Source organism: Pseudomonas sp. St386 (genome assembly GCF_018325865.1).
Taxonomy (GTDB): Bacteria; Pseudomonadota; Gammaproteobacteria; order Pseudomonadales; family Pseudomonadaceae; genus Aquipseudomonas; species Aquipseudomonas brassicacearum.
Genome location: NZ_AP021900.1, coordinates 4,208,947 through 4,232,780 on the forward strand (window position 1 = coordinate 4,208,947; position 23,834 = coordinate 4,232,780).

The following is a 23,834-nucleotide window of genomic DNA, read 5'->3' on the forward strand; positions in this document are numbered from 1 at the left end:
CGAAAAAAACGTTCGCAAGACTAAACAGCAATCCAAACGAAAGATGTCGGAAATCTCTTCACCAAAAGTAGGAAAAATCCCTTAATCTCTGAAACATACAACTCATAGACAGCAGCCAAACAGTATCGCGAGAGGGTCAGCCCCTCTCGCGATACTTACTTCATGGTGAAGGTACAGGCAGCCTGTCGCAGTACTCGCCGCTGGAGGTGATTGTATCAAGCGGCTTAATGACCGGTATCGAGGTCTGTAAACCACCAATATCGGCAGTGTACCAATACTTACCAAATGCACGAGAACCGAGCACCGGTTGTGCTGCTTTGAACACCGCAGCACTTCCGACAGTAGCGACATCCACTGTCGTTGCGTCTTGGATAGTATAGAGCTGTGAATCTTCCGTACCGGGGATCAAATTAGCTCCAGCAGCATCCGTATAAGCCGCAAAATGTGCAGTAATGACTAAACCTTGCGGCAGAATGGTCGATTTCGGAATAGTAAGAGCCAAACGCCAGTTGGTAGTTGCGTCGTTCATTGCAAAACAGTCGATTTGATCCTTGGTGGCAGGGTTGCGAATTCTGATAGTTGGCTCTGGCAGATCAATTCTTCTGCCTCGGACAATGACCGTCTGGGATTCAGATTTGATTACGTTCTTGTCGATCCCGGTTTTTTGTCGTGTCCAGTGCGCAAGCACGCTGGGCGTCGGAAGCGCGGCTATGGCATTCGCCGCAATAGGCACCTCGAATTCAATCGCGTTACTAAAGGGTGAATAATCGCCCACCAACAGATTATTCACATAACATTTAACCGTCTCTGCCGAAGAAATCGGTGGATGCGTGAGGGGGAGCACAACTTTGAATTTACCCGCCTTATCGCGATCGCCTGGCAGCAACTCGTTAGTTGTCAGCGACTGCCCCGTTACTACAGGCAAAGCAAATGCGGGATTGGTCAGATCCGGCAACTCCGGATATAGCCCTCCTGGCGGATACAGATCCATCCAGAAAAACAATGGAGGGGAAGGAAATGGCGCTGCTGCACCGCGCTCCAGTTCAAAATAGGCTTTGACTTCCAAGGCATCTGTTGACGCGCCAAAAATACCCTTTAGCCCAACGTCATAAGGAAGCGTAAAGTTCAAATCCACATCGGCAAGAGGTTGGGGGCCAAACGCCTTGAAATTAGTTGGGTCATTTGCCTCTTCGACGTAAAACGTTATCTGGTCGCCTGGCTCAGCATTATCGATGGGCAAACGCTCGACAATGCCCAACACCCCGCCGCCGGAAAAATCATCAAGGTATAAGGTTGTCGTCCCATTCGGATCAGTGACCGGGACTAAAGGATGCTTGTTCAGGACCGGATCCAGCGCAAGCCCCAGCGTCAACAGCGCGGAGGGCAATGAGCTTGCGCTTCTATTTCCAGGAAGGTCCGTCCAAAAATAATGGATGTTGATGCGCCCATTCGGCAACCCTCGCAAGACACTGCTCGCCACCGTAAACACACCCGTTGCGGGAACTGTCGCGTTGTAGACCTCAATATCCGTACCGCCGGTGGCAAAATGCACCTCCAGCACATCGTCGAGACGACGTAGTGGATAGGTCACGTCAACCGTAAATTGCAGTTCCGTGTTGGCGGCCAGCCAGGCTTCGTCCACCGTTCTCAAGGGATCCACGGGCGCATTGGTAAAGGCCGGGGTAGGCGCAGGCGGATTTTTTTTACGTGATGGATACTTGACTTCAAACGGTGCCGTTCGGTCTATGTTGAATTCTACAATATTGGTGAAGTCATAGTTGCCTGCACCGTCCTTAAAAAAAATCAACTGGACCTGCCAACGGGTGGGCGTTGCGGGTTGGGCGTCTTCAATAAAGTCAGCCGCTGGAAGAGGAATAGGTATGACGCCAGCAGGTCGGTCAACGATCGCGCCAAGTAGTACAGTATTTTTAGCGTCGCCTAACGCTTCTCCTACCCGTGCATAATGTATGTCAACCTCGTCGTCCTCCCCCTCTTCCGTCGGTACAGGCCGCTCCATATTTGCAATAATTTCACCGGACTCCAGAACAGCAATTGAGATTGACTCGTCCGCCAACTTGTCAATATCCAAATCTAGGTCCAGCACTCCGGATTGCGTGGACACAGGACGAGTTTTTGGGGGAACAATTTTGATAGCCATGGTTGTCTCTCCAATTACATTCATGCTGAGGGATTACTTTCACCGGGTGTCACTCTGTCTATTCTCACCAACCCTTTATTTGACTCGGCAACGAGCTTTCCCCCTTGAAATAGTTGATACACCACCACTGCAGAATCGTTATCAATCAGCGGCCTGATATTGGGCTGAAACGGAACCACCAAATCAAAACCAGCTGATATGTCTGGGGCTTGAAGTGTTCGTTCCCAGACGCCGTATGTCTCCGTCACTGGCGGTCCGCTGCCATTCAAGCTCGAATAGCCTTGCCATTGAACTTTTACCCGATCCCCTGGCACGGCGATATTGGCCAAACTCGGTACAGCAATCGTAGCGCCACTCGTTAACGGCGGAACGGTATTGTTATTCAAATACCCCCAAAGAGTCGCGTGTGGAAATGTTGGCGCGGCTAATATTATGAGCGGTGTGTGATTGATGGTGAGTTGTCTGGGAGGGGATGGATCATCATTGCCACCTGCCCCCTTCCATACCTTGTAATAAACATACGCCACACCATCCTTGGCTAAATGTTGAGGCGTCAAGTCGAAATATAAAAAATTCACCGTCAGGGGCACTGGATAAAACATGGTATAAAGCCGACTTTCCAGCCCATCTTGAAGCCAGGTGATCCAGAGTTCATCATTGGGACGCGGATCAATCCAATACGGGATAACAATTCGTGTCCCCCGCTGCAATATTTCGCGAGGCACATGACCTTCCAGATCATTATCATTTATGCCTTCCACCGAGAGGGGTTTCGCCTGAACTTCGCTATTCGTACTCTGTTCCCGACTTTCTTCTTGCGAAGCCATCGCGATCACCCTATCAAAGACTTCAATCGAAATTTCCCCAGTCCGTAAGGGCATTTAGCGCGGGGTGATGATAATTTCCAACTGTCAGATCTGACAGGTAGCAACGCCGTTCATCGGATAAACGAAAAGAACCGAGGCTTGGACAAACGGATAGAGGGATCAAACAGATAACGAGGGGGGCGCCCCCCTCTCACTGCAGACGAGTGCCTTCCCCCATTACAAATGGGCTCAGAAGGGGATTTGCGCTTACTTAGTTGTCAGGTAGGCGGGTTTACTAATTGCGCGGCGCAATCTGCAATTCGTCCACAGGCGATAGCCAGCTCTCCCCGTCCCACCACCAACCCAACCCGAATATGCCCCGCCGCACTCGGCCCAAACGCCTCCCCCGCCAGCACCGACACGCCATATCCGTCCAGCAGCCGCTCGGCAAACACCTGGGCCGCCAGGCCGGTCTGGCGCACATCGATCATCACGAACATGCCGCCATCGGGCCGCACGGGTTTGAGACCCGGGCAGTCGTCAAGCAAGGCACACACCAGGTCCCGGCGTTGGCGATATTCCTCGCGCATCCGCGTCACTTCAGGCAAATCCTGCTCCAGCGCAACCTGGGCGGCGCGCTGGACGAAATCCGGCAAGCCGAACAACATGCACAGCGACAGGTTCGCCAAATGTCCAGCGAGAATTTCGGGGCCGATGGCCCAGCCGACGCGCCAACCGGTCATGGCGTGGGATTTGGACAAGCTGTTAATTGTGACCGTGCGTTCGGCCATGCCCGGCAGTCCGGCCGGGCTGATGTGTTCGCCTTCGTACAGCAAGTCACTGTAGACCTCGTCGCTGATCAGCCACAAGTCATGGTCGATGCACAGGTGCGCCAGTGCTTGCCAGGTCGGCAGTGGCAGGCTGGCGCCGGAGGGATTGTTGGGGCTGTTGAGCAGCATGGCGCGGGTGCGCGGGGTGATCAGCCGAGCGACGTCGGCCGGTTGGACCCGGAAAGCGTTTTCCGGGCTCACCGGCACCGGCACCACTTTCGCCCCGCAGGCGCCGAACACCGCTTCGTAGGTGACGTACATGGGTTCGGCGACGATCACTTCGTCGCCAGGGTCAAGCAGGCATTGCGCGACCGCGTAGACAGCACATTGCGCTCCGGGCAGCACCGTGACATGCCCGGCGCCTACCGGTTGGCCGCTACGTGCTTGATGGCGTCGGGCAATGCTGGCCCGCAGGGAGTGCAGGCCACGAGTATCCGAGTAGTGAGTGTCGCCGGCCCGCAAGCTGGTGACAGCGGCCTCGACGATGGCGCGCGGTGTGTCAAAATCCGGGTCGCCCACCGACAGCAACAACACATCCATGCCCTGTTCGCGCATGGCCAGCGCCCGGTCGTGAATCTGCCAGGCGGCGGCACCATCGCCGGTGATGCGTTGGGTCAAGACTGAGAAGCGCATGTATCTCTCCTGATTGCGCGATATCCAGCCTCAACCCTATCTCAAATCACAAACCGCGCCACCATCGCATTCAACCCCACCGCCAGGCGCGACAGTTCGTGGGTCGCGTCGCTGGTCTGTTTCGCACCGCTGGCCGATTGAGTCGCCAGGTCGCGAATGTTCACCAGGTTGCGGTCCACCTCACGGGACACCTGGGCCTGCTCCTCCGACGCACTGGCGATGACCAGGTTGCGTTCGTTGATCTGGTGGATCGACTGAGTGATCTGCTCCAGGGCCACTCCGGCGGCGCGGGCCATTTCCAGAGTGCTTTGGGTACGCTGGTTGCTTTGCTGCATCGACTGCACGGCCTGGCCGGTGCCGTTCTGGATGCCGGCGACCATTTTTTCGATTTCCTGGGTCGATTGCGCAGTGCGATGGGCCAGGGCCCGGACTTCGTCGGCCACCACCGCGAAACCGCGTCCGGCCTCCCCGGCGCGGGCGGCTTCGATGGCGGCGTTGAGGGCCAGCAGGTTGGTCTGTTCGGCGATGGCGCGGATCACGTCCAGCACCTTGCCGATGTCGCGGCCCTGGACCGCCAGGCCTTCGATCATCGAGGCGGTCGCCTGCACATCGTGGGTCATGGTCTGGATCGCGTCGACGGTTTCGACCACACGCGTGCGGCCTTCCTGGGCGGCCTGGGTCGACTGGTTCGAGGCTTCGGAGGTGGACACCGCGTTACGGGCAACCTCTTCGACCGCAGCGGTCATTTCGTTGACTGCCGTGGCCGCCTGTTCGATCTCGTTGTGCTGCTGTTGCAGACCGCGGGAGGATTCCTGGGTGACCGCACTCAGTTCTTCGGCCGCGGCGCCCAATTGGGTGGCGGAACCGGCGATCTGCTCGATGGTTTTGCGCAAGCTGTCTTGCATCACGGCCAAGGCTTGAAGCAAACGCGCCGGCTCATCCTTGCCATCGTCCGCAATGACCTGGACCAGGTTGCCACCGGCGATGGTCCGGGCCGCCTCCAATGCCCGATTGAGCGGCGCGACGATGCTGCGGGTCAGCAGCAAGGCCAGCAGGACAGTGGCCAGTGCGGCAATGATCGAGACAACGATGATGCCGGTGATGGCGCTGCTGTAGTTTTCACCGGCCTTGGCCGATGCTTCGCTGGCGCCGGCCACGTTGATCGCGATGAGCTTGTTGAGCTGCTCGCCCATCAGGTCGGTACCTTCCTTGATTCGCGTATTGATGAGGCTGCGCAACTGGTCGGCCTTGTCCTGTCGCGACAGTTCAAGCATTTCCTGCTGGGCTTGCAGGTATTTTTCCAGGGTCGCCGAAAAGGCCTTGTACAGCTCGGTCTCTTCCGGAGTGGCCGGCAGCGCGGCGTAGCTGTTATTGGCCTTGTGCAGCTTTTCCACCAGCACGTTGATGCGGGTCTCGGCCTCTTTCAGGCTGGCCGGGTCCCGGTTGACCAAGATGCGAAACGAGAGGATGCGCATGCGCAGCACGTTTTCCATCACATTGCCCAGGTAGCCGACACTGGGCAGTTGATTCTGCTCCATGTCCAGCGAGGCCTGGCGGATGATCGACATGCGACTACCGGCAAACACGCCGAGCACAACGACGAGCAAGGCAATGACGGTGAAGCCGAGAAAGGCTCGGGGGGCGATATTCAGGCTGCGTAGGGACATGGAAAGACCTCGAAATGTTGGGTCGAGCATCCATGCCGGCAAGCGCACTGATTGGAGTTATGGGGGTATACGCTTAACCCGTTATCGGCTGGGCTTTAGGGTTTGTGCAGGGTTATGTAAAAAAATATTTCCTGCAGGAGCTGGCGAAGCCTGCGATCTTTTGATCTTTCACTTTTGACTCGACTGCCTGAAACAAGATCGCAGCCTCGTTGCACTCGACAGCTCCTACAGGCCTCCTACATGGCTACTACAGGTCCACGCGTCCGTTGGGTCTACCGCGCCGCCACCCGCCAAAGCCGTGCAATGTCCCGGGCACGCTCGCTCAGCAGGCGCGGGGCGTCGGTGCAGGCTTGCTGCAAGGTCATCGGCCCGCTGGCCAGGGCGAAGGCGGCGTCGATGCCGTGTTCATACAGCGCTTGGTAGCCCTCCCCCAGCGTGCCGGCAATGACCACCACCGGTACGCCGTGCTGGCGGGCGATGCGGGCCACGCCGAAGGGGGTCTTGCCGCGCAGGGTCTGGGCGTCGAAACGGCCTTCGCCGGTGATCACCAGGTCGGCGCCGTTGACCGCCTCGGCAAGCCCGGTCAACTGGGCTACGACGTCCACGCCGGTACGAAACTGCGCCCCCAGGAACGCCTTGGCCGCGAACCCCAGGCCGCCGGCTGCGCCACTGCCCGGCTCGTCGCGCACATCCTTTTTCAACGCCCGCGCGCAATGTTCGGCGAAATGCCCCAGGGCCCGGTCCAGCGCCTGCACTTGAGAAGCCGAGGCGCCCTTCTGCGGACCAAAAACCACGGACGCGCCATGGGGGCCGCAAAGCGGGTTATCGACATCGGCGGCGATCTCGAAGCTGACCCGGGCCAGGCGTGGGTCCAGATCGCTCAGGTCGATACGCGCCAGGTTCGCCAAGGCCAGGCCGCCGGGAGGAAGGGGACGGCCCTGGTCATCCAGCAACACCACGCCCAGAGCCTGCATCGCACCGGCTCCAGCGTCGTTGGTGGCACTGCCACCGATCGCCAGGATCACCCGCCCGGCGCCTTCATCGAGGGCTGCGCGAATCAGCTCGCCGGTGCCGTAGGTGCTGCTGGAACAGGCATCGCGTTGCCCCGGCGGCACCAGTTGCAAACCACTGGCCTCGGCCATTTCAATGATTGCGGTGCGACTCTCGGCCAACCAGCCCCAGCGCGCCTCGACGGCAACACCCAACGGACCACGAACCCGGGTGTGGCGCCACTCACCGTTGCAGGCCGCCAACACCGACTCCACCGTCCCCTCCCCGCCGTCGGCCATCGGGCATTTGATCAACTGCGCATCCGGCCAGACCTCGGCCAGCCCCTGGGCGATGGCATCGGCGACGCCCTGGGCGCTGAGGCTGTCCTTGAACGAGTCGGGGGCGATGACTATTTTCATATTATTCTCCGGTTCCGATGCACAGCATGCTGCCAGCTGACCACAGCCGTGACGCCGGTCCGCTGCACAAAAGACACCGGGTATTATTGTTCAAATTCACAAATACCGGTTTTCCAGGAAGATTCAGGTTGAAGCTGCCGGCCTCATCGCGAGCAGGCTCGCTCCCACAGGGTTATGTGGGTGTATCGGCGGTCTGCGGCAATAGCTGCACCCCCAGGTACAACGCCAGCATCCCGTCCAGGCGCAACGGGTCCACGCCGCTGAGTTCGGCGATGCGTTCCATGCGGTAGCGCAGGCTGTTGCGGTGGATGCCCAGGGCGTCGGCGCAGGCCTGGCTCTGGCCGTCGTGCTCGCACCAACTGCGCAGGGTGGCGAGCAGTTGGCCGTTGCTGTCCTTGGCGATGACCTTGCGCAACGGGGTCAGCAGTTCGTCCAGGGCATCGTCGCTGCGATGGCGCCAGAGCAGCACCGGCAGGCGATAGCGGTTGAGGGCCAGCAGGCGCGATTGCGGCAACACATCACGCCCATAGGCCAGCAGATCAGCCACCCGCCGATAGCAACGCCGCAAGCCCGCCAACCCTTCAGCCTGCCCGCCCACTGCGATCCGCAGGATGTTCCAGCCCAGCCCATCGAGCTTGCCCAGCAACCGCTCGTTCTCCACCGAGGCGGTGACCGGCCGGCACCAGAGCAAGGAAGATTTGGACGAGGTCAGGCACCAACTGTCCGGGTAGCGCGACATCAACCACGCGCTCAACGTCTCGACGGTCTGCCCGGGCCCATGTTCCAGGCCCAGTTCGAACAGATACGGCACCCGCGACAATTGCGGCTTGAGGCCCATTTGCCGGGCTTCGTCCAACAATCGCGGCGAATCCCCCGCATCGCCCAACAGCAGCGCCAGCAAGTCATCACACCGCTGGCGGCGCCATTGCTGCTCGGCCTGCTGGTTACGCTGTCCCACCAACATCTCGGCGGTCATGCGCACCAGCTCGGCGTAAGTGCGCAGTTGCGCAGGCTCACCCGTGATGCCCAGGACGCCGATCAGCCGTTGATCGAGCATCAGCGGCAGGTTGATCCCAGGCTGCACACCCTTGAGGTGCATCGCGGTGTGCTCGTCGATTTCCACCACCCGACCGTTAGCCAGGACCAGTTGCGCGCCCTCGTGACGGGTGTTGACCCGCTCGCGCTCGCCGCTGCCGAGGATCAAGCCCTGGTTGTCCATGACATTGACGTTGTACGGCAGGATCGCCATCGCCCGGTCGACGATGTCCTGCGCCAGGTCGTGATCGAGTTCGAACATGGGCGGTGTTCCTTGCAAGCGGCGTGAATTGTTGTTTCCAGGCATGGGTTTGGTCAGGCGCACAGGGTCTGCATTCAAACCCTGTGCTCTGGCACAAAGACACGGCCCCCTGGGCTGGCCGAGACTCAAGGGGCGGTCAACGTTACCCCTTGGCTCGCAAAAATCATAATAATGAGAGACCCGCCATGTCCCAGAGCGCAATAGCCCTCCTGGCTACCCCCGACGAAAAAAATACCGTCTACAAGCGCATCACCCTGCGCTTGATCCCCTTCATTTTCATCTGCTACCTGTTCAACTACCTCGACCGGGTCAACGTTGGCTTCGCCAAGTTGCAGATGCTCGACGCCCTGAAATTCAGCGAAACCGTGTACGGCCTCGGTGCCGGGATCTTCTTCATCGGCTACGTACTGTGCGGCGTGCCAAGCAACCTGGCCCTGACCAAGTTCGGTCCACGGCGCTGGATCGCGCTGATGATGATCACCTGGGGCACCTTGTCGACGTGCCTGCTGTTCGTCACTACCCCCACCGAGTTCTATACCTTGCGGCTGTTCACCGGCGCCGCCGAGGCCGGGTTCTTCCCTGGCGTGGTGCTGTATCTCTCGCAATGGTTCCCGACGTTCCGACGGGGCCGGATCATGGCGTTGTTCATGTCGGCCATCCCGGTGTCCGGCCTGCTGGGCAGTCCGTTTTCCGGGTGGATCCTCAACCACTTCGCCGCCGGCCAGGGCGGCCTGGCGGGTTGGCAGTGGATGTTTTTGCTGCAAGGCATTCCGACGGTGATCCTCGGGGCGCTGGCGTTCTTCCTGCTCAGCGACACCTTCGCCAACGCCAAATGGCTGACCGACCAGGAACGCGACGTGCTCACCGCCGACCACGCCGAAGACCTGGCCAACAAACCAAAGACCGCCACCGACTCGCTGTTGGCGGTGTTCAAGAACCCGGCGATCTGGGCCTTCGGCCTGGTGTACTTTTGCATCCAGAGCGGCGTGTACGCGATCAACTTCTGGCTGCCGTCGATCATCAAGAGCCTGGGTTTTGGCGATAACCTGGTGATCGGTTGGCTGAGTGCAATCCCGTACCTGTTGGCGGCCGTGTTCATGTTGCTGGTGGGCCGCTCGGCGGACCTGCACAAGGAGCGCCGCTGGCATCTTGTCGTGCCGATGCTGATGGGCGCCGTCGGGCTGCTGATCGCCGTCAACTTCGCCACCACCCCGGCCATCGCCATCATTGGCCTGTCCATCGCCACCATGGGCGCCCTCACCGGCCTGCCGATGTTCTGGCCGGTGCCCACGGCCCTGCTCAGCGCGGGCGCGGCGGCCGGTGGGTTGGCGTTGATCAACTCCATGGGGCAGATGGCGGGATTCTTGAGCCCGTACCTGGTGGGTTGGGTCAAGGACGCCACCGGCTCGACCGACGCGGCGCTGTACCTGTTGGCGGGCGTGATTGTCTGCGGCAGCCTGCTGGCGTTGCGCATGACCCGTACCCTAAGGGCCTGACACCCTTTTTTCCCACAGAGGTAGTTCCACAGTTGATTGGGGTGTTTGAGAATTCTGTTTGATCCGTGCGGTGGTTCTGGGGTTTGATTGAATCTTTCCCCATGGATAAAAGGATCTTGTCATGAGCTACCGCACGCTAGGCCATTCCGGGTTGCAAGTCTCGACGCTGACCCTGGGCACGATGATGTTCGGCGAACAGACCAGCACCGAGGATTCGCTGCGGATCATCGACAAGGCCTGGGACCAGGGCATCAATTTCATCGATACCGCGGACGTCTACACCAACGGCCGTTCCGAGGAAATCGTCGGCGAGGCAATCGCCCGTCACCGCCAGGAATGGGTGCTGGCCACCAAGGTCGGCTTCGGCCCGCCGGACGGCATGCCCAACCGCAGCGGTCTGAGCCGCAAGCACATCTTCAATGGCATCGAAGCGAGCCTGACGCGCCTGGGCACCGATTACCTGGACATCTATTACCTGCACCGCGAAGACCACAACACGCCGTTGCACGTCACCGTGTCGGCCATCGGCGACTTGATTCGCCAAGGCAAGATCCGCTACTGGGGCCTGTCGAACTACCGTGGCTGGCGCATCGCCGAGGTGATCCGCATCGCCGACAGCCTGGGCATCGACCGGCCGGTGATCAGCCAACCGCTGTACAACATCGTCAACCGCCAGGCGGAAACCGAGCAGATCACCGCGGCACAGAACTACGGCCTCGGCGTGGTGCCGTTCAGCCCCCTGGCCCGAGGCGTGCTCAGCGGCAAGTACGCGCCGGACGTGGCGCCGGACGCCAACAGCCGTGCCGGACGCCAGGACAAACGCATCCTGGAAACCGAATGGCGGGTCGAGTCCCTGCGCATTGCCCAGCAGATCCTGCAATACACCCAGGGCCGCGGCGTGGGCATCGTCGAGTTCGCCATCGCCTGGGTGCTGAACAACAGCGCCGTGACCTCGGCCATCGTCGGGCCGCGCACCGAGGAGCAGTGGGATTCGTACACCAAGGCGCAATCGGTGAAGATCAGCGCAGCAGATGAAGCGTTCATCGATTCGCTGGTGACGCCGGGGCATGCTTCGACGCCGGGGTTCAATGATGTGAGCCATTTCGTGCCGGGGCGAGTGCCTGTGGGAGCAAGGCTTGCCCGCGATGAACGATAACGCGGTTCACTGTTAAACCGTGGCGTGGCTATCGCGGGCAAGCCTTGCTCCCACAAGCCTTGCTCCCACAGGCCTTGCTCCCACCATCAACACCCTCGCCACAGGCAGGGTGTTGATTGATCGCCCTCAAGAGAATCACCGTGTCCAAAGGCATCGTTCTATCGGTCTCGGCCTCCGCGCTGTTCGCCGTCATGTACTACTACACCTCGCTGCTCTCACCGCTAACAGGCGTGGAAATCTTCGGCTGGCGCATGCTGCTGACGATGCCGTGCATGACCGCATTCCTGCTGGTGACGCGGGAGTGGAAACTGGTCACGGCGCTGATCCAACGCCTGATCGCCACGCCACGGCTGTTGATCGCGGCGATCGCCTCGTCGGCACTGATGGGCGCGCAACTGTGGCTGTTCATGTGGGCGCCGCTCAATGGCTACAGCCTGGACGTGTCGCTGGGGTACTTCCTGTTGCCGCTGTCGATGGTGCTGACCGGACGCATCGTCTACGGCGAACGCCTTTCCTACCTGCAGAAAGTCGCCGTGTTCTTCGCCACCCTTGGCGTGTTCAACGAGTTGTACCAGGTGGGTGGTTTTTCCTGGGCAACCTTGCTGGTGGTGATCGGCTACCCGATCTATTTCATCCTGCGCAAACGCATCAAGACCGACAACCTGGGTGGGCTCTGGCTGGACATGACCCTGATGCTGCCCGTGGCGCTGTGGTTCGTGCAAAGCGGTGAACAGGGCCTCGACGTTTTCGATCAATACCCGTGGCTGTCGCTGCTGATCCCGGTGCTCGGGGTGATCAGTGCCAGCGCGCTGGTATCCTACATCGTCGCCAGTCGGTTGCTGCCGTTCAGCCTGTTCGGGTTGTTGAGTTATGTAGAGCCGGTGTTGCTGCTGGGCGTTGCACTGCTGTTGGGCGAAAGCATCAAGGCCGGTGAATGGCTGACCTACATCCCCATCTGGATGGCGGTGGCGGTGCTGGTGTTCGAAGGGTTCAAGCACTTGGTGCGGCAGCAGCGCAGGGCCTGAGCCTTACACCGCTCCCACATTTGGAACTGTGTCGGGCAATAAAAAGCCCGCCCGGCATCACTGCCGGGCGGGCTTTTTCATGGCTCAGGCCTTACTCGGTCGCCAGCACACCTCGACGCACCTGGTCGCGCTCGATGGATTCGAACAGCGCCTTGAAGTTGCCTTCGCCGAAACCATCGTCGCCCTTGCGCTGGATGAATTCGAAGAACACCGGCCCCATCAGGGTTTCCGAGAAGATCTGCAGCAGCAGGCGCTTGTCGCCCTGCTCGGAAGCACCGTCCAGCAGAATGCCCCGCGATTGCAGTTCATCCACCGGTTCGCCGTGGTTCGGCAGGCGGCCTTCGAGCATTTCGTAATAGGTGTCCGGCGGCGCGGTCATGAAGCGCATGCCGATGCTTTTCAGGTGATCCCAGGTCTTGACCAGGTCATCGGTGAGGAAGGCCACGTGCTGGATGCCTTCGCCGTTGAACTGCATCAGGAACTCTTCGATCTGCCCGGCGCCCTTGGACGATTCTTCGTTCAACGGGATACGGATCATGCCATCCGGGGCGGTCATGGCCTTGGAGGTCAGGCCGGTGTATTCGCCCTTGATGTCGAAGTAGCGGATCTCGCGGAAGTTGAACAGCTTCTCGTAGAAGCCGGCCCAGTAGGCCATGCGTCCGCGATAGACGTTGTGGGTCAGGTGGTCGATGATTTTCAGACCCGCGCCCACCGGGTTGCGGTCAACGCCCTCGAGGAACACGAAGTCGATGTCATAGATCGAGCTGCCTTCGCCAAAACGGTCGATCAGGTACAGCGGCGCACCGCCGATGCCTTTGATCGCTGGCAGGTTCAGCTCCATCGGGCCGGTCTCGATGTGGATCGGCTGGGCGCCGAGTTCCAGGGCACGCTTGTAGGCCTTTTGCGAATCCTTGACCCGGAACGCCATGCCGCACACCGACGGACCGTGCTCGGCGGCAAAGTACGACGCCACGCTGTGGGGTTCGTTGTTGAGGATCAGGTTGATCGCGCCCTGGCGATACAGGTGCACGTCCTTGGAGCGGTGGGTGGCCACTTTGGTGAAACCCATGATCTCGAAGATCGGCTCCAGGGTGTTGGGGGTCGGGGATGCGAATTCGATGAATTCAAAGCCCATCAGGCCCATGGGGTTTTCGTATAGATCTGCCATGTCGGCGCCTCATCAGTCGGGTCAATTAACAGAAAACGTTAGTTGCTGGCGATGCTGAGGACACGGGGCGGCGCGCAGGAAATGCCACGAACGCTGCGGGCGAGGAAATCGCCATAGATCAGTTGAAACCCAAGTATCTTCATTGTCGACCCAAGGCTCTTGCGGGCGAGGCTTCTGCTGCCAGAAGACGTTATTCTTATATGCGTAACTCAATTCTACACAGCGTAACCAGGTTTGTCCGCCTTCTGTATCAAATCGCCTTTTCCTTCGACCGCGCAAGGGGTTTGTTGCACAGGAAAATGCCCACCAGGATCACGCCCCCGCCGACACACATCAAGGCCGTGAGCCGTTCGTCCAGCAGCAGCGCCCCCAGCAGCACCGCCGTCAACGGATTGAGCGCGATGAACACCCCGGAACGGGTCGCACCGATCCGACGAATGCCGTCATACCAGGCGATATAGGCCAGGGCCGAGCCCAGCACGCCGAGGTACAACAGGCTCAGCCATTGCTCAACGTCCAGGCCGCGCAGGGCTTCGACACGAATCTCGCCCGCCGCCGCGCAGGCCAGCCACAACATCAGCGTGCCCAGCAGAATCGACCAGGTCACGGTCTGCAAGGGGCCGAGGCTGTCATTGAGTTTTTTCGAAAACAGCGAATAGATACCCCAGCCCAGCACGCAGCCAAAAATCAGCAGATCGCCGATCCAGCCCTGCGCGGCGCCTTGCAACAAGGACGGATCACGACTGACGATCACCAATCCCGCCCCACCGATGCAGAGCACGATGCCCGCCACTTTCAACCGGCTCAGCCGCTCCTTGAACAACCACCAGGACGCCAGCCCGATCACCGCCGGGTTCAAGGCCACGATCAGCGAGGCCCGCGACGCATTGATGTACTGCAAGCCATAGAAGAAGCACAGGTTGTAGAAAAAGATGCCAAAGAACCCCAGCGCGGCCAATTGCAGCCCCTGTTTCACACTGGGCCTGGCCAGCGGGATCCCGGCCAGGGCGAGAAACGACAGCAGCGCGAGACTCGCCAGCAGGAAACGCAGGCTGGCGGCAAACATCGGCGCCAAGGCATCGGCAAGGATCCGGCCGGCCACGAAGGTCCCGCCCCAGATCATGGTGACCATGGCGAGCTTCAAGTAGACCGGCAGGTCCGACGAGGCTGGGAGGGTTTGTTCGAGAGTTTTCATGGTTTCACCACCGCACGCTAATGAGAACAACGCAGAACCTGTGGCGAGGGTGGTTAATTGTGGGAGCAAAGCTTGCTCCCACAGGGTGGAACCTTGCCAAAAGGTGTTGTACTGCTTCCTGATTCAAGTCAGATACCTCATTATTTGGCTCATGCCTTGTCATCGTAAAATGAGCAATTCCTCATGACCCTCACCCAACTCGAAATCTTCTCCCTGGTCGCCGAGCTGCGGGGGTTCACGGCGGCGGCAACGCGCCTGGGCATCGGCCAGTCAGCGGTATCCCACGCCATCAAATCCCTGGAACAAGAATTGGGCGTTGAATTGCTCAGGCGTCATCAGTCCCAGGTGGAACTCAGCGACATTGGTCAGCAATTGCTTCTGCGGGCCCGGGCCATGCTCGGGCTGGCCAACACCTTGCGCCAGGAAGCCGCCGATGCCCGGGGCATGCGCCGAGGCACCTTGCGCATCGGCTCGTTCGGGCCCACGTCATCGATGAAACTGTTGCCCGGTATCCTGCAGCGCTATCGAGACTTGCACCCGGGCATCGAAGTGCACATCGACGAAGGACCCGACAGGCAGGTCCTCCAGTGGCTGGACGAACGGCGGATCGACGTCGGCTTCGTGGTGTTGCCCGAGGAGCGTTTCGATACGTTCATTCTGATGGAAGATCAGATGGTCGCCCTGCTGCCCACTAACCATCCCCTCGCCGCCCGGGCCAGCCTGAGCCTCAAGGACCTGTGCAACGACCCCTTCGTGCACACCGAGGCCGGATCATCGGAGCTGGTTTCGCGCCTGTTCAATGCCGCCCGGCTGACCCCGAATGTGCGTTTTCGGTGTTCGCAACTGCTCAGCACCCTGGATATCGTCAGGCGCGGTGAGGCGGTGAGCGTGGTGTCCGAAGGTTCGTTGCCGGAGGGCGAAAGCCTGGGCTTCGTCGTGCGCCCCTTGTCGCCGCGGGTGCCGCGCCAGATTGGCCTGGCAGTCCTGGACAGCCGCCAGGCCTCGCCCGCCACCCTGGCGTTTATCGAGCTGGCCCGGCAGTCATGAGCCCGGCATCAAACCTGTGGGAGCCTGGCACTGAACCTGTGGGAGCAAAGCTTGCTCGCGATGAAGGCACCTCGGCTCTCCAGGTGGACCGCATGATCGTTCATCGCGGGCAAGCCTTGCTCCCACAGACCTCGCTCCCACAGCCACCCTGTGGTCAGCAAGCACCCGGCAAGCCATCTATCATGGTCGGCATCCGACGATTCCCCCTCATCCCTTTTCTTCTCAGGTTGTGCCGATGCCCTTGACCGCCACACGCGCGCACACCCGCCCCCGTCGCTATCTCGTCACCCTGCTTTGCGGCCTGGTACCGATGCTGTCAGGGCTGGCCATTTTGTACATGCAGGCCGAACGGACGCTGGCGCAACAGACCCGGCAGACCGCCGAGGAACTGGTCAGGCAGATCGAGCTGATGCTCGACAACACGGCCTTGGCGGCCCATGAACTATTACCCCTGGCCGGCCAGCCCTGCGAAGCGGTGAAGCTGGCATTACGCGAACAAGTGACGCGCCGGCCCTTTGTCCGTTCGACCAACCTTATCTGGGACAACAACCTGTATTGCAGCTCGCTGTTCGGTGCCTTCGAGGAACGCGTCAACCCGAGCGACTACCATCAAGGCAGCTTGTGGCTCATGGACGGCAACCCGGTCACGCCGGATACCGCGCTACTGATTTACCGGATCAACGAGGGCCATCAAGGCGCCTTGGCCACGCTTGACGGGTACCACCTGACGAACGTCTTGCGCTTGATCGGCCGCCAGAGCCGGCTACGGCTGCAAGTCGGGCCGAACTGGCTGGCGGCGGACGGCAAGGTCCGACCGGCGCCCATACCCGGGCTGCCGGTCGCCCAAAGCGAGCTGGGTTCATCGCGCTACGCCTTCAACGTAGAAGCCGGCTTCGATGAGGGTGAAACCTGGCGCTACATGGCCAGGGAATATCCGCCGCTGTTCAGCTTGCTGATCTTCTTCGGCGTCGTGGCCGGGACCCTCGGGCACTGGCTGCAAAAACGCGCCTCCTCGCCCAGCCGTGAACTGCAACGGGCCCTGGAAGCCGGCGAGTTCGTGCCCTATCTGCAACCGGTCGTGCACAGCGACAGCAAACGCTGGGCCGGCGTCGAAGTGCTGATGCGCTGGAATCACCCCAAGGAAGGCCTCGTTCGCCCGGACCTGTTCATCCCGTTCGCCGAACACAGCGGCCTGATCGTACCGATGACCCGGGGGCTGATGCAGCAGACCATGCATCTGCTGGCACCGCTGGCGCCTCAACTCGAAGCACCGTTTCATGTCGGCATCAACATCACCGCCCGCCACTGCCAGGATCTGGCGCTGGTGGACGATTGTCGCGAATTTCTCGCCGCCTTCGCGCCGGGTGCGATTGCCATGGTGCTGGAGTTGACCGAGCGCGAACTGATCGAACCTACGCCCGTTACCCGGCAACTGTTCGACCAGCTGCGGGAACTGGGCGTCAAGATTGCCCTCGACGATTTCGGCACGGGTCATTCCAGCCTGGCGTACTTGCGCCAGTTCAACGTGGATTTCTTGAAGATCGACCAGAGTTTTGTCGCGATGATCGGTGCCGATACGCTGTCACGGCACCTGCTCGACAGCATCATCGAACTGTCGGGCAAGCTGGGCCTGGACATGGTGGCCGAGGGCGTCGAAACCGTCGAGCAAAGCGACTACCTGAGCGCCCATGGGGTGAACTTTCTACAGGGTTATCTATTTGGTCGACCGATTAGCGGGCAGGCGTTCATTGAGACCTTGACCGACCTTAATGGCAGTTAACCGCCGCCGATCTATTGACGACGATGCCCAACTGATAAAAGCTTTTGCTGTTGTTACATAACGAAAAAGTTACGATTTACACTTTCCGGATTAACTACTACAATTTTTCTACCTGTGCCAGATAGCAGGAGAGTCATTAACACCAAGGCGCTCGGCTTATAGCTTTGTTTGCGGTTGGTATCAGCCAAATATTTTGATTGGAGTAACGATTTTGTCCAGACTCGCTGAATTTCGTGCAGCCGAAAAGGCCCTTCAAGAACAGCTCAAGCAGTTGGAATCGCTGAAGAACGATGCCGGGCTCAAGAAGGAAATCGAATTCGAGGAAAAGCTCCAGGGACTGATGAAAACCTATGGCAAGAGCCTGCGCGACATCGTCGCGATCCTCGACCCGAACCCGTCCAAGGCGAGCCTGCAATCGAGCAAACCCATCAAGACCCGCCGTGCGCGAGTGGTAAAGGTTTACCAGAACCCGCACACCGGCGAGTTGATCGAGACCAAAGGCGGTAATCACCGCGGTCTGAAAGCCTGGAAAGAACAGTACGGTGCAGCTACCGTCGATTCCTGGTTGCGTGGTTGACAGCGTCCATGATCAAAAAAAGCCCTGAATACACTCAGGGCTTTTTTATGGGCTAAACTTTTTGGATTAAATCCCGAGCGTATTACACTGACGGCCTTATAGTTTCAAACTGTTTCGCACCGACTGTATTTCATCCTGGCTTTCAACAAACACCTGCGCCTGCCCTGCATAGGACAGCACATAAGCCTTGCCCCCATTTAGTGCCGCGACGAGTGCCTGAGACAATACATGGCGTCCGTTTTGCGTGATCGTGCAAGTGGTTTCCAATGCAGTTACGCCGCCCAACATGGAAGCATGGATCTTATTGCACACACTTTGGTAACCGCCCTGGAAGAAATCCTTCTGGATCGACTTGCGCATTTCCAGCAACACGCCTTGCAAGTTGACCTGGTGATCGGGCTCGACGGTAGTCGTGGTCAATTCCATGACCATCACGGCATTGCCTGCCGAATCGCTCTTGGTTGCACGTTGTCGCAAGGGGCCCGACGCCGCCGCATCGGCGGGCAGTGGCTCGACAACCCAGCCTTGGGGCCAGGCGATCTGCGGTTCGTCCGCCTGGACGCCGCCGACACTCGCAATGCAGGCAAACAGCAGGACAAACAGCGAAAGGAACGGTCGAATCATTGCGTTGGCACTCAAGGGCGAATCGTAAAGTCTGAAGCCCGAGGCAGAAGCAGGCAATAGCCACACGCGGTTTGGCGACACCGCGTCCCTTGCGTATCATGGGCGCACCTGCAAGGAAGCCGTCTGACGCAAGCCCAGGAACCGTCGCAACCAAGCTTGCGACGCCGTTTGCCCCACTTATTTCCGGAGGGCCCATGAGCCTGCACGAACTCAATACTTTCCCTGGCGTCACCGCACAACCTGATGCCGCCACGGCCAAGTTCGTCTTCAACCACACCATGCTGCGAGTCAAGGACATCACCCGGTCCCTGGACTTCTACACCCGCGTGCTGGGTTTCTCGCTGGTGGAGAAACGCGACTTCCCGGAAGCCGAGTTCAGCCTGTACTTCCTGGCACTGGTGGACAAGAACCAGATCCCGGCGGACGCGGCGGCGCGGACCGAATGGATGAAGTCGATCCCTGGCATCCTGGAACTGACCCACAACCATGGCACCGAAAGCGACCCGGCCTTCGCCTACCATAACGGCAACACCGACCCACGCGGCTTCGGCCACATCTGCATCTCGGTACCGGACATAGTCGCCGCCTGCGAGCGCTTCGAAGCACTGGGCTGCGATTTCCAGAAACGCCTGAACGACGGCCGCATGAAAAGCCTGGCCTTCATCAAGGACCCGGATGGCTACTGGGTTGAAATCATCCAGCCTGCGCCGCTGTAAACCTCTCCACCGTCCCCCTGTGGGAGCGAGCTTGCTCGCGATGACGGCGGCACATTCAACCTGGATCCAGGCTGACCCACCGCTATCGCGAGCAAGCTCGCTCCCACAGGGGGATGCGTGATCCAAAACAAAACCCCATGAGCCAGGCTCATGGGGTTTTGTTTTTTCCGCTATCGGTTGTTCAGGCCGGCGCAGAGGTACGGATCAGGTGGTCGAAAGCACTCAGCGAAGCCTTGGCGCCCTCGCCTACGGCAATCACGATCTGCTTGTACGGCACGGTGGTCACGTCACCGGCGGCGAACACGCCAGGGATCGAGGTTTCACCCCGGGCATCGACGATAATCTCACCCCGCGGTGACAGCTCGACAGTGCCTTTGAGCCAATCGGTGTTGGGCAACAGACCAATCTGCACGAAGATCCCCTCCAACTCCACATCCCGCACGTCACCGCTCGGACGGTCCTTGTAGCGCAAGCCATTGACCTTCTGACCGTCTCCAGTCACTTCGGTGGTCTGGGCGTTGGTAATCACCGTCACGTTCGGCAGGCTGTGCAGTTTGCGCTGCAATACCGCGTCGGCACGCAATTGCACATCGAACTCCAGCAACGTGACGTGGGCGACGATACCGGCCAGGTCGATGGCCGCCTCGACGCCGGAGTTACCACCGCCGATCACCGCCACGCGCTTGCCCTTGAACAGCGGACCGTCGCAGTGCGGGCAGTACGCCACGCCCTTGTTGCGATACTGCTGCTCGCCCGGCACGTTCATTTCGCGCCAGCGGGCACCGGTCGCCAGGATCACGGTCTTGGCCTTGAGGCTCGCACCGCTGGCGAACTTGATTTCATGCAGCCCGCCGTCCTTGCCAGGCACCAAGGCGTCGGCACGTTGCAGGTTCATGATGTCCACATCGTACTGCTTGACGTGTTCTTCCAGGGCGACGGCCAGTTTCGGCCCTTCGGTTTCCTGGACCGAGATGAAGTTCTCGATGGCCATGGTGTCGAGCACCTGGCCGCCGAAACGTTCGGCCGCCACGCCAGTGCGGATGCCTTTACGGGCCGCGTAGATCGCCGCCGAAGCACCGGCCGGGCCACCGCCGACTACCAGCACATCAAAGGCGTCCTTGGCGCTGATTTTCTCGGCCTGGCGTTCGATGCCGCTGGTGTCGATCTTGGCGAGAATCTCTTCCAGGCCCATGCGGCCCTGGCCGAAGTTCACACCGTTGAGGTACACACTCGGCACGGCCATGATCTGGCGTTCATCGACTTCGGCCTGGAACAGCGCGCCGTCGATGGCAACGTGGCGAATGTCTGGATTCAGTACGGCCATCAGGTTCAGCGCCTGGACCACGTCCGGGCAGTTCTGGCACGACAGCGAGAAATAGGTCTCGAAGTTGAACTCGCCCTTGAGGGAGCGGACCTGTTCGATGACGTCGACACTGGCCTTCGAAGGGTGACCGCCAACTTGCAGCAAGGCCAACACCAGCGAAGTGAATTCGTGGCCCATGGGAATGCCAGCAAAACGCAGGCTGATATCGGCTCCCGGGCGATTCAACGAAAACGAAGGCTTGCGCGCATCGCTGCCGTTGTCGAGCAAGGTAATCTGATGGGAAAGACTGGCAACGTCTTGGAGTAACGCGAGCATTTCCTGGGATTTCGCACCGTCGTCGAGGGAGGCGACGATCTCGATCGGCTGGGTGACCCGTTCCAGGTATGACTTCAACTGAGCTTTAAGATTGGCGTCCAACATACGGGCGATTTCCATTTTTTGAATTCAGAAAAAACAACGCCCGAGCGAATCTCGCCCGGGCGTTTTTTGGGGCGAAGCGGCTTACTTGATTAAGAGCGGATCGCCCTCGGATGACTCACAGACTTAGATCTTGCCGACCAGGTCCAGGGACGGAGCCAGGGTGGCCTCGCCTTCTTTCCACTTGGCTGGGCAGACTTCGCCCGGGTGAGCAGCAACGTATTGAGCGGCCTTGATCTTGCGCAGCAGCTCGGAAGCGTCACGGCCTACACCGCCGTCGTTGATTTCAACGATCTTGATCTGGCCTTCAGGGTTGATCACGAAAGTACCGCGGTCAGCCAGGCCGACTTCTTCGATCAGCACGTCGAAGTTGCGCGAGATGACGTGGGTCGGGTCGCCGATCATGGTGTACTGGATCTTGCCGATGGCTGGCGAAGTGTTGTGCCAGGCAGCGTGGGCAAAGTGAGTGTCGGTGGAAACGCTGTAGATCTCGACGCCCAGCTTCTGGAACTCGGCGTAGTTGTCGGCCAGGTCTTCCAGCTCGGTTGGGCAAACGAAGGTGAAGTCAGCCGGGTAGAAGAACACGACAGACCATTTGCCTTTCAGGTTGGCGTCCGATACTTCGACGAATTCGCCGTTTTTGAAAGCGGTAGCGTTGAACGGTTTAACTTGGCTGTTGATGATAGGCATCGATGTTTCTCCGTCAGGGTTGAAAGTTGATGGAGAGGATCTTAACCACTCATCCCCAGGCTGGCTCATTGGCAAACCTGATGCGAATGATTGGTTTTGGCTATCAGCAGCTAAATAGATAGAAGAAAACTTAATATGGCGAGCCGGCTCGCTCGCCATATGTTCGTCGGGTGGTCAGGAGGCGACGGGCGTACGCATCGTCACGAATTCTTCGGCAGCCGTCGGGTGCACGCCGATGGTTTCGTCGAAGTCGCGCTTGGTGGCGCCGGCCTTGAGTGCGATGGCCAGCCCTTGGACGATTTCACCGGCGTCCGGCCCGACCATGTGGCATCCCAACACCTTGTCGGTCCGGGCATCCACCACCAGTTTCATCAGGGTGCGTTCCTGGCATTCGGTCAGGCTCAGCTTCATCGGCCGGAACCGGCTTTCGAAAATCTCTACCTCATGCCCCTCCTCCCTGGCCTGCTCTTCGGTCAGGCCAACTGTGCCGATGTTTGGCAAGCTGAACACGGCGGTGGGAATCATCCGGTAATCCACCAATCGATACTGCTCGGGCTTGAACAGACGCCGCGCCACCGCCATGCCTTCGGCCAGGGCAACGGGGGTGAGCTGGACGCGACCGATCACGTCGCCAATGGCCAGGATCGACGGTTCAGCGGTCTCGTATTTTTCGTTGACCTGGACAAAGCCCTTCTCATCCAGCGTGACACCGGTGGTTTCAAGGCCCAGGTTGTCGAGCATCGGCCGCCGGCCGGTGGCGTAGAACACGCAATCGGTGAGCAACGTCTTGCCGTCCTTGAGCTCGACCCTGAGGCTGCCATCGTCCAGCTTTTCGATGGACTTGATGTCTGCGTTGAACTGCAGGTCCAGGCCACGGCGGGTCAGCTCTTCTGCCAGGTGCTTGCGCACCGCACCGTCAAAGCCGCGCAGGAACAGCTCACCGCGATAGAGCAAGGACGTCTGCGCACCCATGCCGTGGAAGATCCCGGCGAACTCCACCGCAATGTAGCCACCGCCCACCACAATCACACGCTTGGGCAGTTCCTTGAGAAAGAACGCCTCGTTGGAGCTGATGGCGTGCTCGCGCCCCGGAATGTCCGGGATCACCGGCCAACCGCCCGTGGCGATCAGGATGTGCCTGGCGGTGTAGCGCTGGCCGTTGATCTCGACCTCATTGGGCCCGGTCAGCCTGGCGTGACCTTCGTGCAGCACGACGCCGCTGTTGACCAGCAGGTTGCGGTAGATGCCGTTGAGGCGATTGATTTCCCGGTCCTTGTTGGCGATCAACGTGGCCCAGTCGAAACTCGCCTCGCCCGCCGTCCAGCCATAGGCCGACGCCTGTTCGAAGTCCTCGGCGTAGTGCGCGCCGTAGACCAGCAGTTTTTTCGGCACGCAGCCCACGTTCACGCAGGTCCCGCCCAGGTAACGGCTCTCCGCCACGGCCACCTTGGCCCCGAAACCGGCGGCAAACCGCGCAGCCCGCACACCACCGGAACCGGCGCCAACCACATACAAGTCAAAATCGTAGGCCATTTTCTATCTCCTTCGGCAGGTCATCAGCATACCTGCTGTTTTCACCTGAGGCAGCGTTGCGATGGTTATGGGGGCGGAAAATGGAAAAGCCAGTTGGGCCGCTCAAGTTACGCCGATCCATGTGGGAGCGAGCTTGCTCGCGATGGCGGCGGCACATTCAACATGGGTGTAGGCTGGCCCACCGCTATCGCGAGCAAGCTCGCTCCCACAGTTGTTTTGGGGTGGTCTCAGGATTTTTCATATCCCACAGGGTTTTGTTTGTGTGATTGATGATTGGCGAGAGACT

General features: G+C 59.8%; 19 protein-coding genes. 7 read left to right on the plus strand and 12 right to left on the minus strand.

Annotated elements, in window-relative coordinates:
• Positions 1-160: 160 nt before the first annotated feature.
• The 6 genes from KI235_RS18365 to KI235_RS18390 form a co-directional block, all read right to left on the minus strand.
• Positions 161-2,182, minus strand: a complete 2,022-nt coding sequence (locus KI235_RS18365) for a hypothetical protein (protein WP_212795217.1) — start codon at positions 2,180-2,182, stop codon at positions 161-163.
• Entirely contained in the window at positions 2,179-2,985 is an 807-nt protein-coding gene (locus KI235_RS18370; protein ID WP_013693609.1) for a hypothetical protein, read from the minus strand. Before KI235_RS18370 ends, KI235_RS18365 begins: the two co-directional genes overlap by 4 nt.
• A 257-nt stretch (positions 2,986-3,242) precedes the next feature.
• Positions 3,243-4,427, minus strand: coding sequence for an aminotransferase class I/II-fold pyridoxal phosphate-dependent enzyme (locus KI235_RS18375; RefSeq protein ID WP_003202968.1), 1,185 nt, complete (start codon positions 4,425-4,427; stop codon positions 3,243-3,245).
• Between the two features lie 41 nt (positions 4,428-4,468).
• Positions 4,469-6,094, minus strand: coding sequence for a methyl-accepting chemotaxis protein (locus KI235_RS18380; protein WP_003202971.1), 1,626 nt, complete (start codon positions 6,092-6,094; stop codon positions 4,469-4,471).
• A gap of 272 nt (positions 6,095-6,366) precedes the next feature.
• The gene (locus KI235_RS18385) at positions 6,367-7,503 is read right to left on the minus strand and encodes a glycerate kinase (RefSeq protein ID WP_027913199.1); all 1,137 of its coding nucleotides are present in this window, start codon (positions 7,501-7,503) and stop codon (positions 6,367-6,369) included.
• 172 nt (positions 7,504-7,675) lie between these two features.
• Positions 7,676-8,800, minus strand: a complete 1,125-nt coding sequence (locus tag KI235_RS18390; protein WP_003202976.1) for a sugar diacid recognition domain-containing protein — start codon at positions 8,798-8,800, stop codon at positions 7,676-7,678.
• Positions 8,801-8,985: 185 nt separating this feature from the next.
• Here KI235_RS18390 and KI235_RS18395 point away from each other — a divergent pair, with 185 nt between their 5' ends.
• From KI235_RS18395 to rarD, 3 genes are all read left to right on the plus strand, one after another.
• Entirely contained in the window at positions 8,986-10,296 is a 1,311-nt protein-coding gene (locus KI235_RS18395) for an MFS transporter (protein WP_003202977.1), read from the plus strand.
• 121 nt (positions 10,297-10,417) lie between these two features.
• Positions 10,418-11,452 (plus strand): aldo/keto reductase, encoded by a 1,035-nt coding sequence (locus KI235_RS18400; protein WP_212795218.1) that lies wholly within the window; start codon positions 10,418-10,420, stop codon positions 11,450-11,452.
• Between the two features lie 140 nt (positions 11,453-11,592).
• On the plus strand, positions 11,593-12,477 hold the full coding sequence (gene rarD / locus KI235_RS18405; RefSeq protein WP_003202980.1) for an EamA family transporter RarD: 885 nt from the start codon (positions 11,593-11,595) through the stop codon (positions 12,475-12,477).
• Positions 12,478-12,568: 91 nt separating this feature from the next.
• Here rarD and hppD read toward each other — a convergent pair whose 3' ends face one another.
• A complete protein-coding gene (gene hppD / locus KI235_RS18410; protein ID WP_013693613.1) occupies positions 12,569-13,645 on the minus strand; it encodes a 4-hydroxyphenylpyruvate dioxygenase in 1,077 nt (358 codons plus the stop codon).
• A gap of 250 nt (positions 13,646-13,895) precedes the next feature.
• The gene (locus tag KI235_RS18415; RefSeq protein WP_003202985.1) at positions 13,896-14,840 is read right to left on the minus strand and encodes a DMT family transporter; all 945 of its coding nucleotides are present in this window, start codon (positions 14,838-14,840) and stop codon (positions 13,896-13,898) included.
• A gap of 183 nt (positions 14,841-15,023) precedes the next feature.
• Between KI235_RS18415 and KI235_RS18420 the strand changes: the two genes are divergently transcribed.
• From KI235_RS18420 to KI235_RS18430, 3 genes are all read left to right on the plus strand, one after another.
• Positions 15,024-15,887: a LysR family transcriptional regulator gene (locus tag KI235_RS18420; RefSeq protein ID WP_212795219.1), complete on the plus strand. Its 864-nt coding sequence runs from the start codon at positions 15,024-15,026 to the stop codon at positions 15,885-15,887.
• 235 nt (positions 15,888-16,122) lie between these two features.
• Positions 16,123-17,667, plus strand: coding sequence for an EAL domain-containing protein (locus KI235_RS18425; protein WP_212795220.1), 1,545 nt, complete (start codon positions 16,123-16,125; stop codon positions 17,665-17,667).
• A gap of 211 nt (positions 17,668-17,878) precedes the next feature.
• Positions 17,879-18,244: a histone-like nucleoid-structuring protein, MvaT/MvaU family gene (locus KI235_RS18430; RefSeq protein ID WP_013693615.1), complete on the plus strand. Its 366-nt coding sequence runs from the start codon at positions 17,879-17,881 to the stop codon at positions 18,242-18,244.
• A gap of 96 nt (positions 18,245-18,340) precedes the next feature.
• Here KI235_RS18430 and KI235_RS18435 read toward each other — a convergent pair whose 3' ends face one another.
• Positions 18,341-18,868, minus strand: a complete 528-nt coding sequence (locus KI235_RS18435; RefSeq protein ID WP_003202993.1) for a DUF4946 domain-containing protein — start codon at positions 18,866-18,868, stop codon at positions 18,341-18,343.
• Positions 18,869-19,062: 194 nt separating this feature from the next.
• Here KI235_RS18435 and gloA point away from each other — a divergent pair, with 194 nt between their 5' ends.
• On the plus strand, positions 19,063-19,584 hold the full coding sequence (gloA, locus tag KI235_RS18440) for a lactoylglutathione lyase (RefSeq protein WP_013693616.1): 522 nt from the start codon (positions 19,063-19,065) through the stop codon (positions 19,582-19,584).
• A gap of 181 nt (positions 19,585-19,765) precedes the next feature.
• On the opposite strand, the gene ahpF is transcribed toward gloA, so the two are convergent.
• The 3 genes from ahpF to gorA all read right to left on the minus strand — a co-directional run bounded on the left by ahpF (position 19,766) and on the right by gorA (position 23,548).
• Positions 19,766-21,328 (minus strand): alkyl hydroperoxide reductase subunit F, encoded by a 1,563-nt coding sequence (gene ahpF / locus KI235_RS18445; RefSeq protein ID WP_003202997.1) that lies wholly within the window; start codon positions 21,326-21,328, stop codon positions 19,766-19,768.
• A gap of 123 nt (positions 21,329-21,451) precedes the next feature.
• Entirely contained in the window at positions 21,452-22,015 is a 564-nt protein-coding gene (gene ahpC / locus KI235_RS18450) for an alkyl hydroperoxide reductase subunit C (protein WP_003202998.1), read from the minus strand.
• 174 nt (positions 22,016-22,189) lie between these two features.
• Positions 22,190-23,548, minus strand: a complete 1,359-nt coding sequence (gene gorA / locus KI235_RS18455; protein WP_003203000.1) for a glutathione-disulfide reductase — start codon at positions 23,546-23,548, stop codon at positions 22,190-22,192.
• Positions 23,549-23,834 lie beyond the last annotated feature (286 nt).

What these genes read in the sequence shown, in the direction of transcription:
- ahpC (WP_003202998.1), bottom strand. Translation starts at nt 22,015, where the DNA reads ATGCCTATCATCAACAGCCAAGTTAAACCGTTCAACGCTACCGCTTTC.
- KI235_RS18385 (WP_027913199.1), bottom strand. Translation starts at nt 7,503, where the DNA reads ATGAAAATAGTCATCGCCCCCGACTCGTTCAAGGACAGCCTCAGCGCC.
- KI235_RS18425 (WP_212795220.1), top strand. Translation starts at nt 16,123, where the DNA reads ATGCCCTTGACCGCCACACGCGCGCACACCCGCCCCCGTCGCTATCTC.
- KI235_RS18400 (WP_212795218.1), top strand. Translation starts at nt 10,418, where the DNA reads ATGAGCTACCGCACGCTAGGCCATTCCGGGTTGCAAGTCTCGACGCTG.
- KI235_RS18380 (WP_003202971.1), bottom strand. Translation starts at nt 6,094, where the DNA reads ATGTCCCTACGCAGCCTGAATATCGCCCCCCGAGCCTTTCTCGGCTTC.
- KI235_RS18420 (WP_212795219.1), top strand. Translation starts at nt 15,024, where the DNA reads ATGACCCTCACCCAACTCGAAATCTTCTCCCTGGTCGCCGAGCTGCGG.
- hppD (WP_013693613.1), bottom strand. Translation starts at nt 13,645, where the DNA reads ATGGCAGATCTATACGAAAACCCCATGGGCCTGATGGGCTTTGAATTC.
- KI235_RS18395 (WP_003202977.1), top strand. Translation starts at nt 8,986, where the DNA reads ATGTCCCAGAGCGCAATAGCCCTCCTGGCTACCCCCGACGAAAAAAAT.
- KI235_RS18365 (WP_212795217.1), bottom strand. Translation starts at nt 2,182, where the DNA reads ATGAATGTAATTGGAGAGACAACCATGGCTATCAAAATTGTTCCCCCA.
- KI235_RS18375 (WP_003202968.1), bottom strand. Translation starts at nt 4,427, where the DNA reads ATGCGCTTCTCAGTCTTGACCCAACGCATCACCGGCGATGGTGCCGCC.
- KI235_RS18415 (WP_003202985.1), bottom strand. Translation starts at nt 14,840, where the DNA reads ATGAAAACTCTCGAACAAACCCTCCCAGCCTCGTCGGACCTGCCGGTC.
- ahpF (WP_003202997.1), bottom strand. Translation starts at nt 21,328, where the DNA reads ATGTTGGACGCCAATCTTAAAGCTCAGTTGAAGTCATACCTGGAACGG.
- KI235_RS18370 (WP_013693609.1), bottom strand. Translation starts at nt 2,985, where the DNA reads ATGGCTTCGCAAGAAGAAAGTCGGGAACAGAGTACGAATAGCGAAGTT.
- KI235_RS18435 (WP_003202993.1), bottom strand. Translation starts at nt 18,868, where the DNA reads ATGATTCGACCGTTCCTTTCGCTGTTTGTCCTGCTGTTTGCCTGCATT.
- gorA (WP_003203000.1), bottom strand. Translation starts at nt 23,548, where the DNA reads ATGGCCTACGATTTTGACTTGTATGTGGTTGGCGCCGGTTCCGGTGGT.
- KI235_RS18390 (WP_003202976.1), bottom strand. Translation starts at nt 8,800, where the DNA reads ATGTTCGAACTCGATCACGACCTGGCGCAGGACATCGTCGACCGGGCG.
- gloA (WP_013693616.1), top strand. Translation starts at nt 19,063, where the DNA reads ATGAGCCTGCACGAACTCAATACTTTCCCTGGCGTCACCGCACAACCT.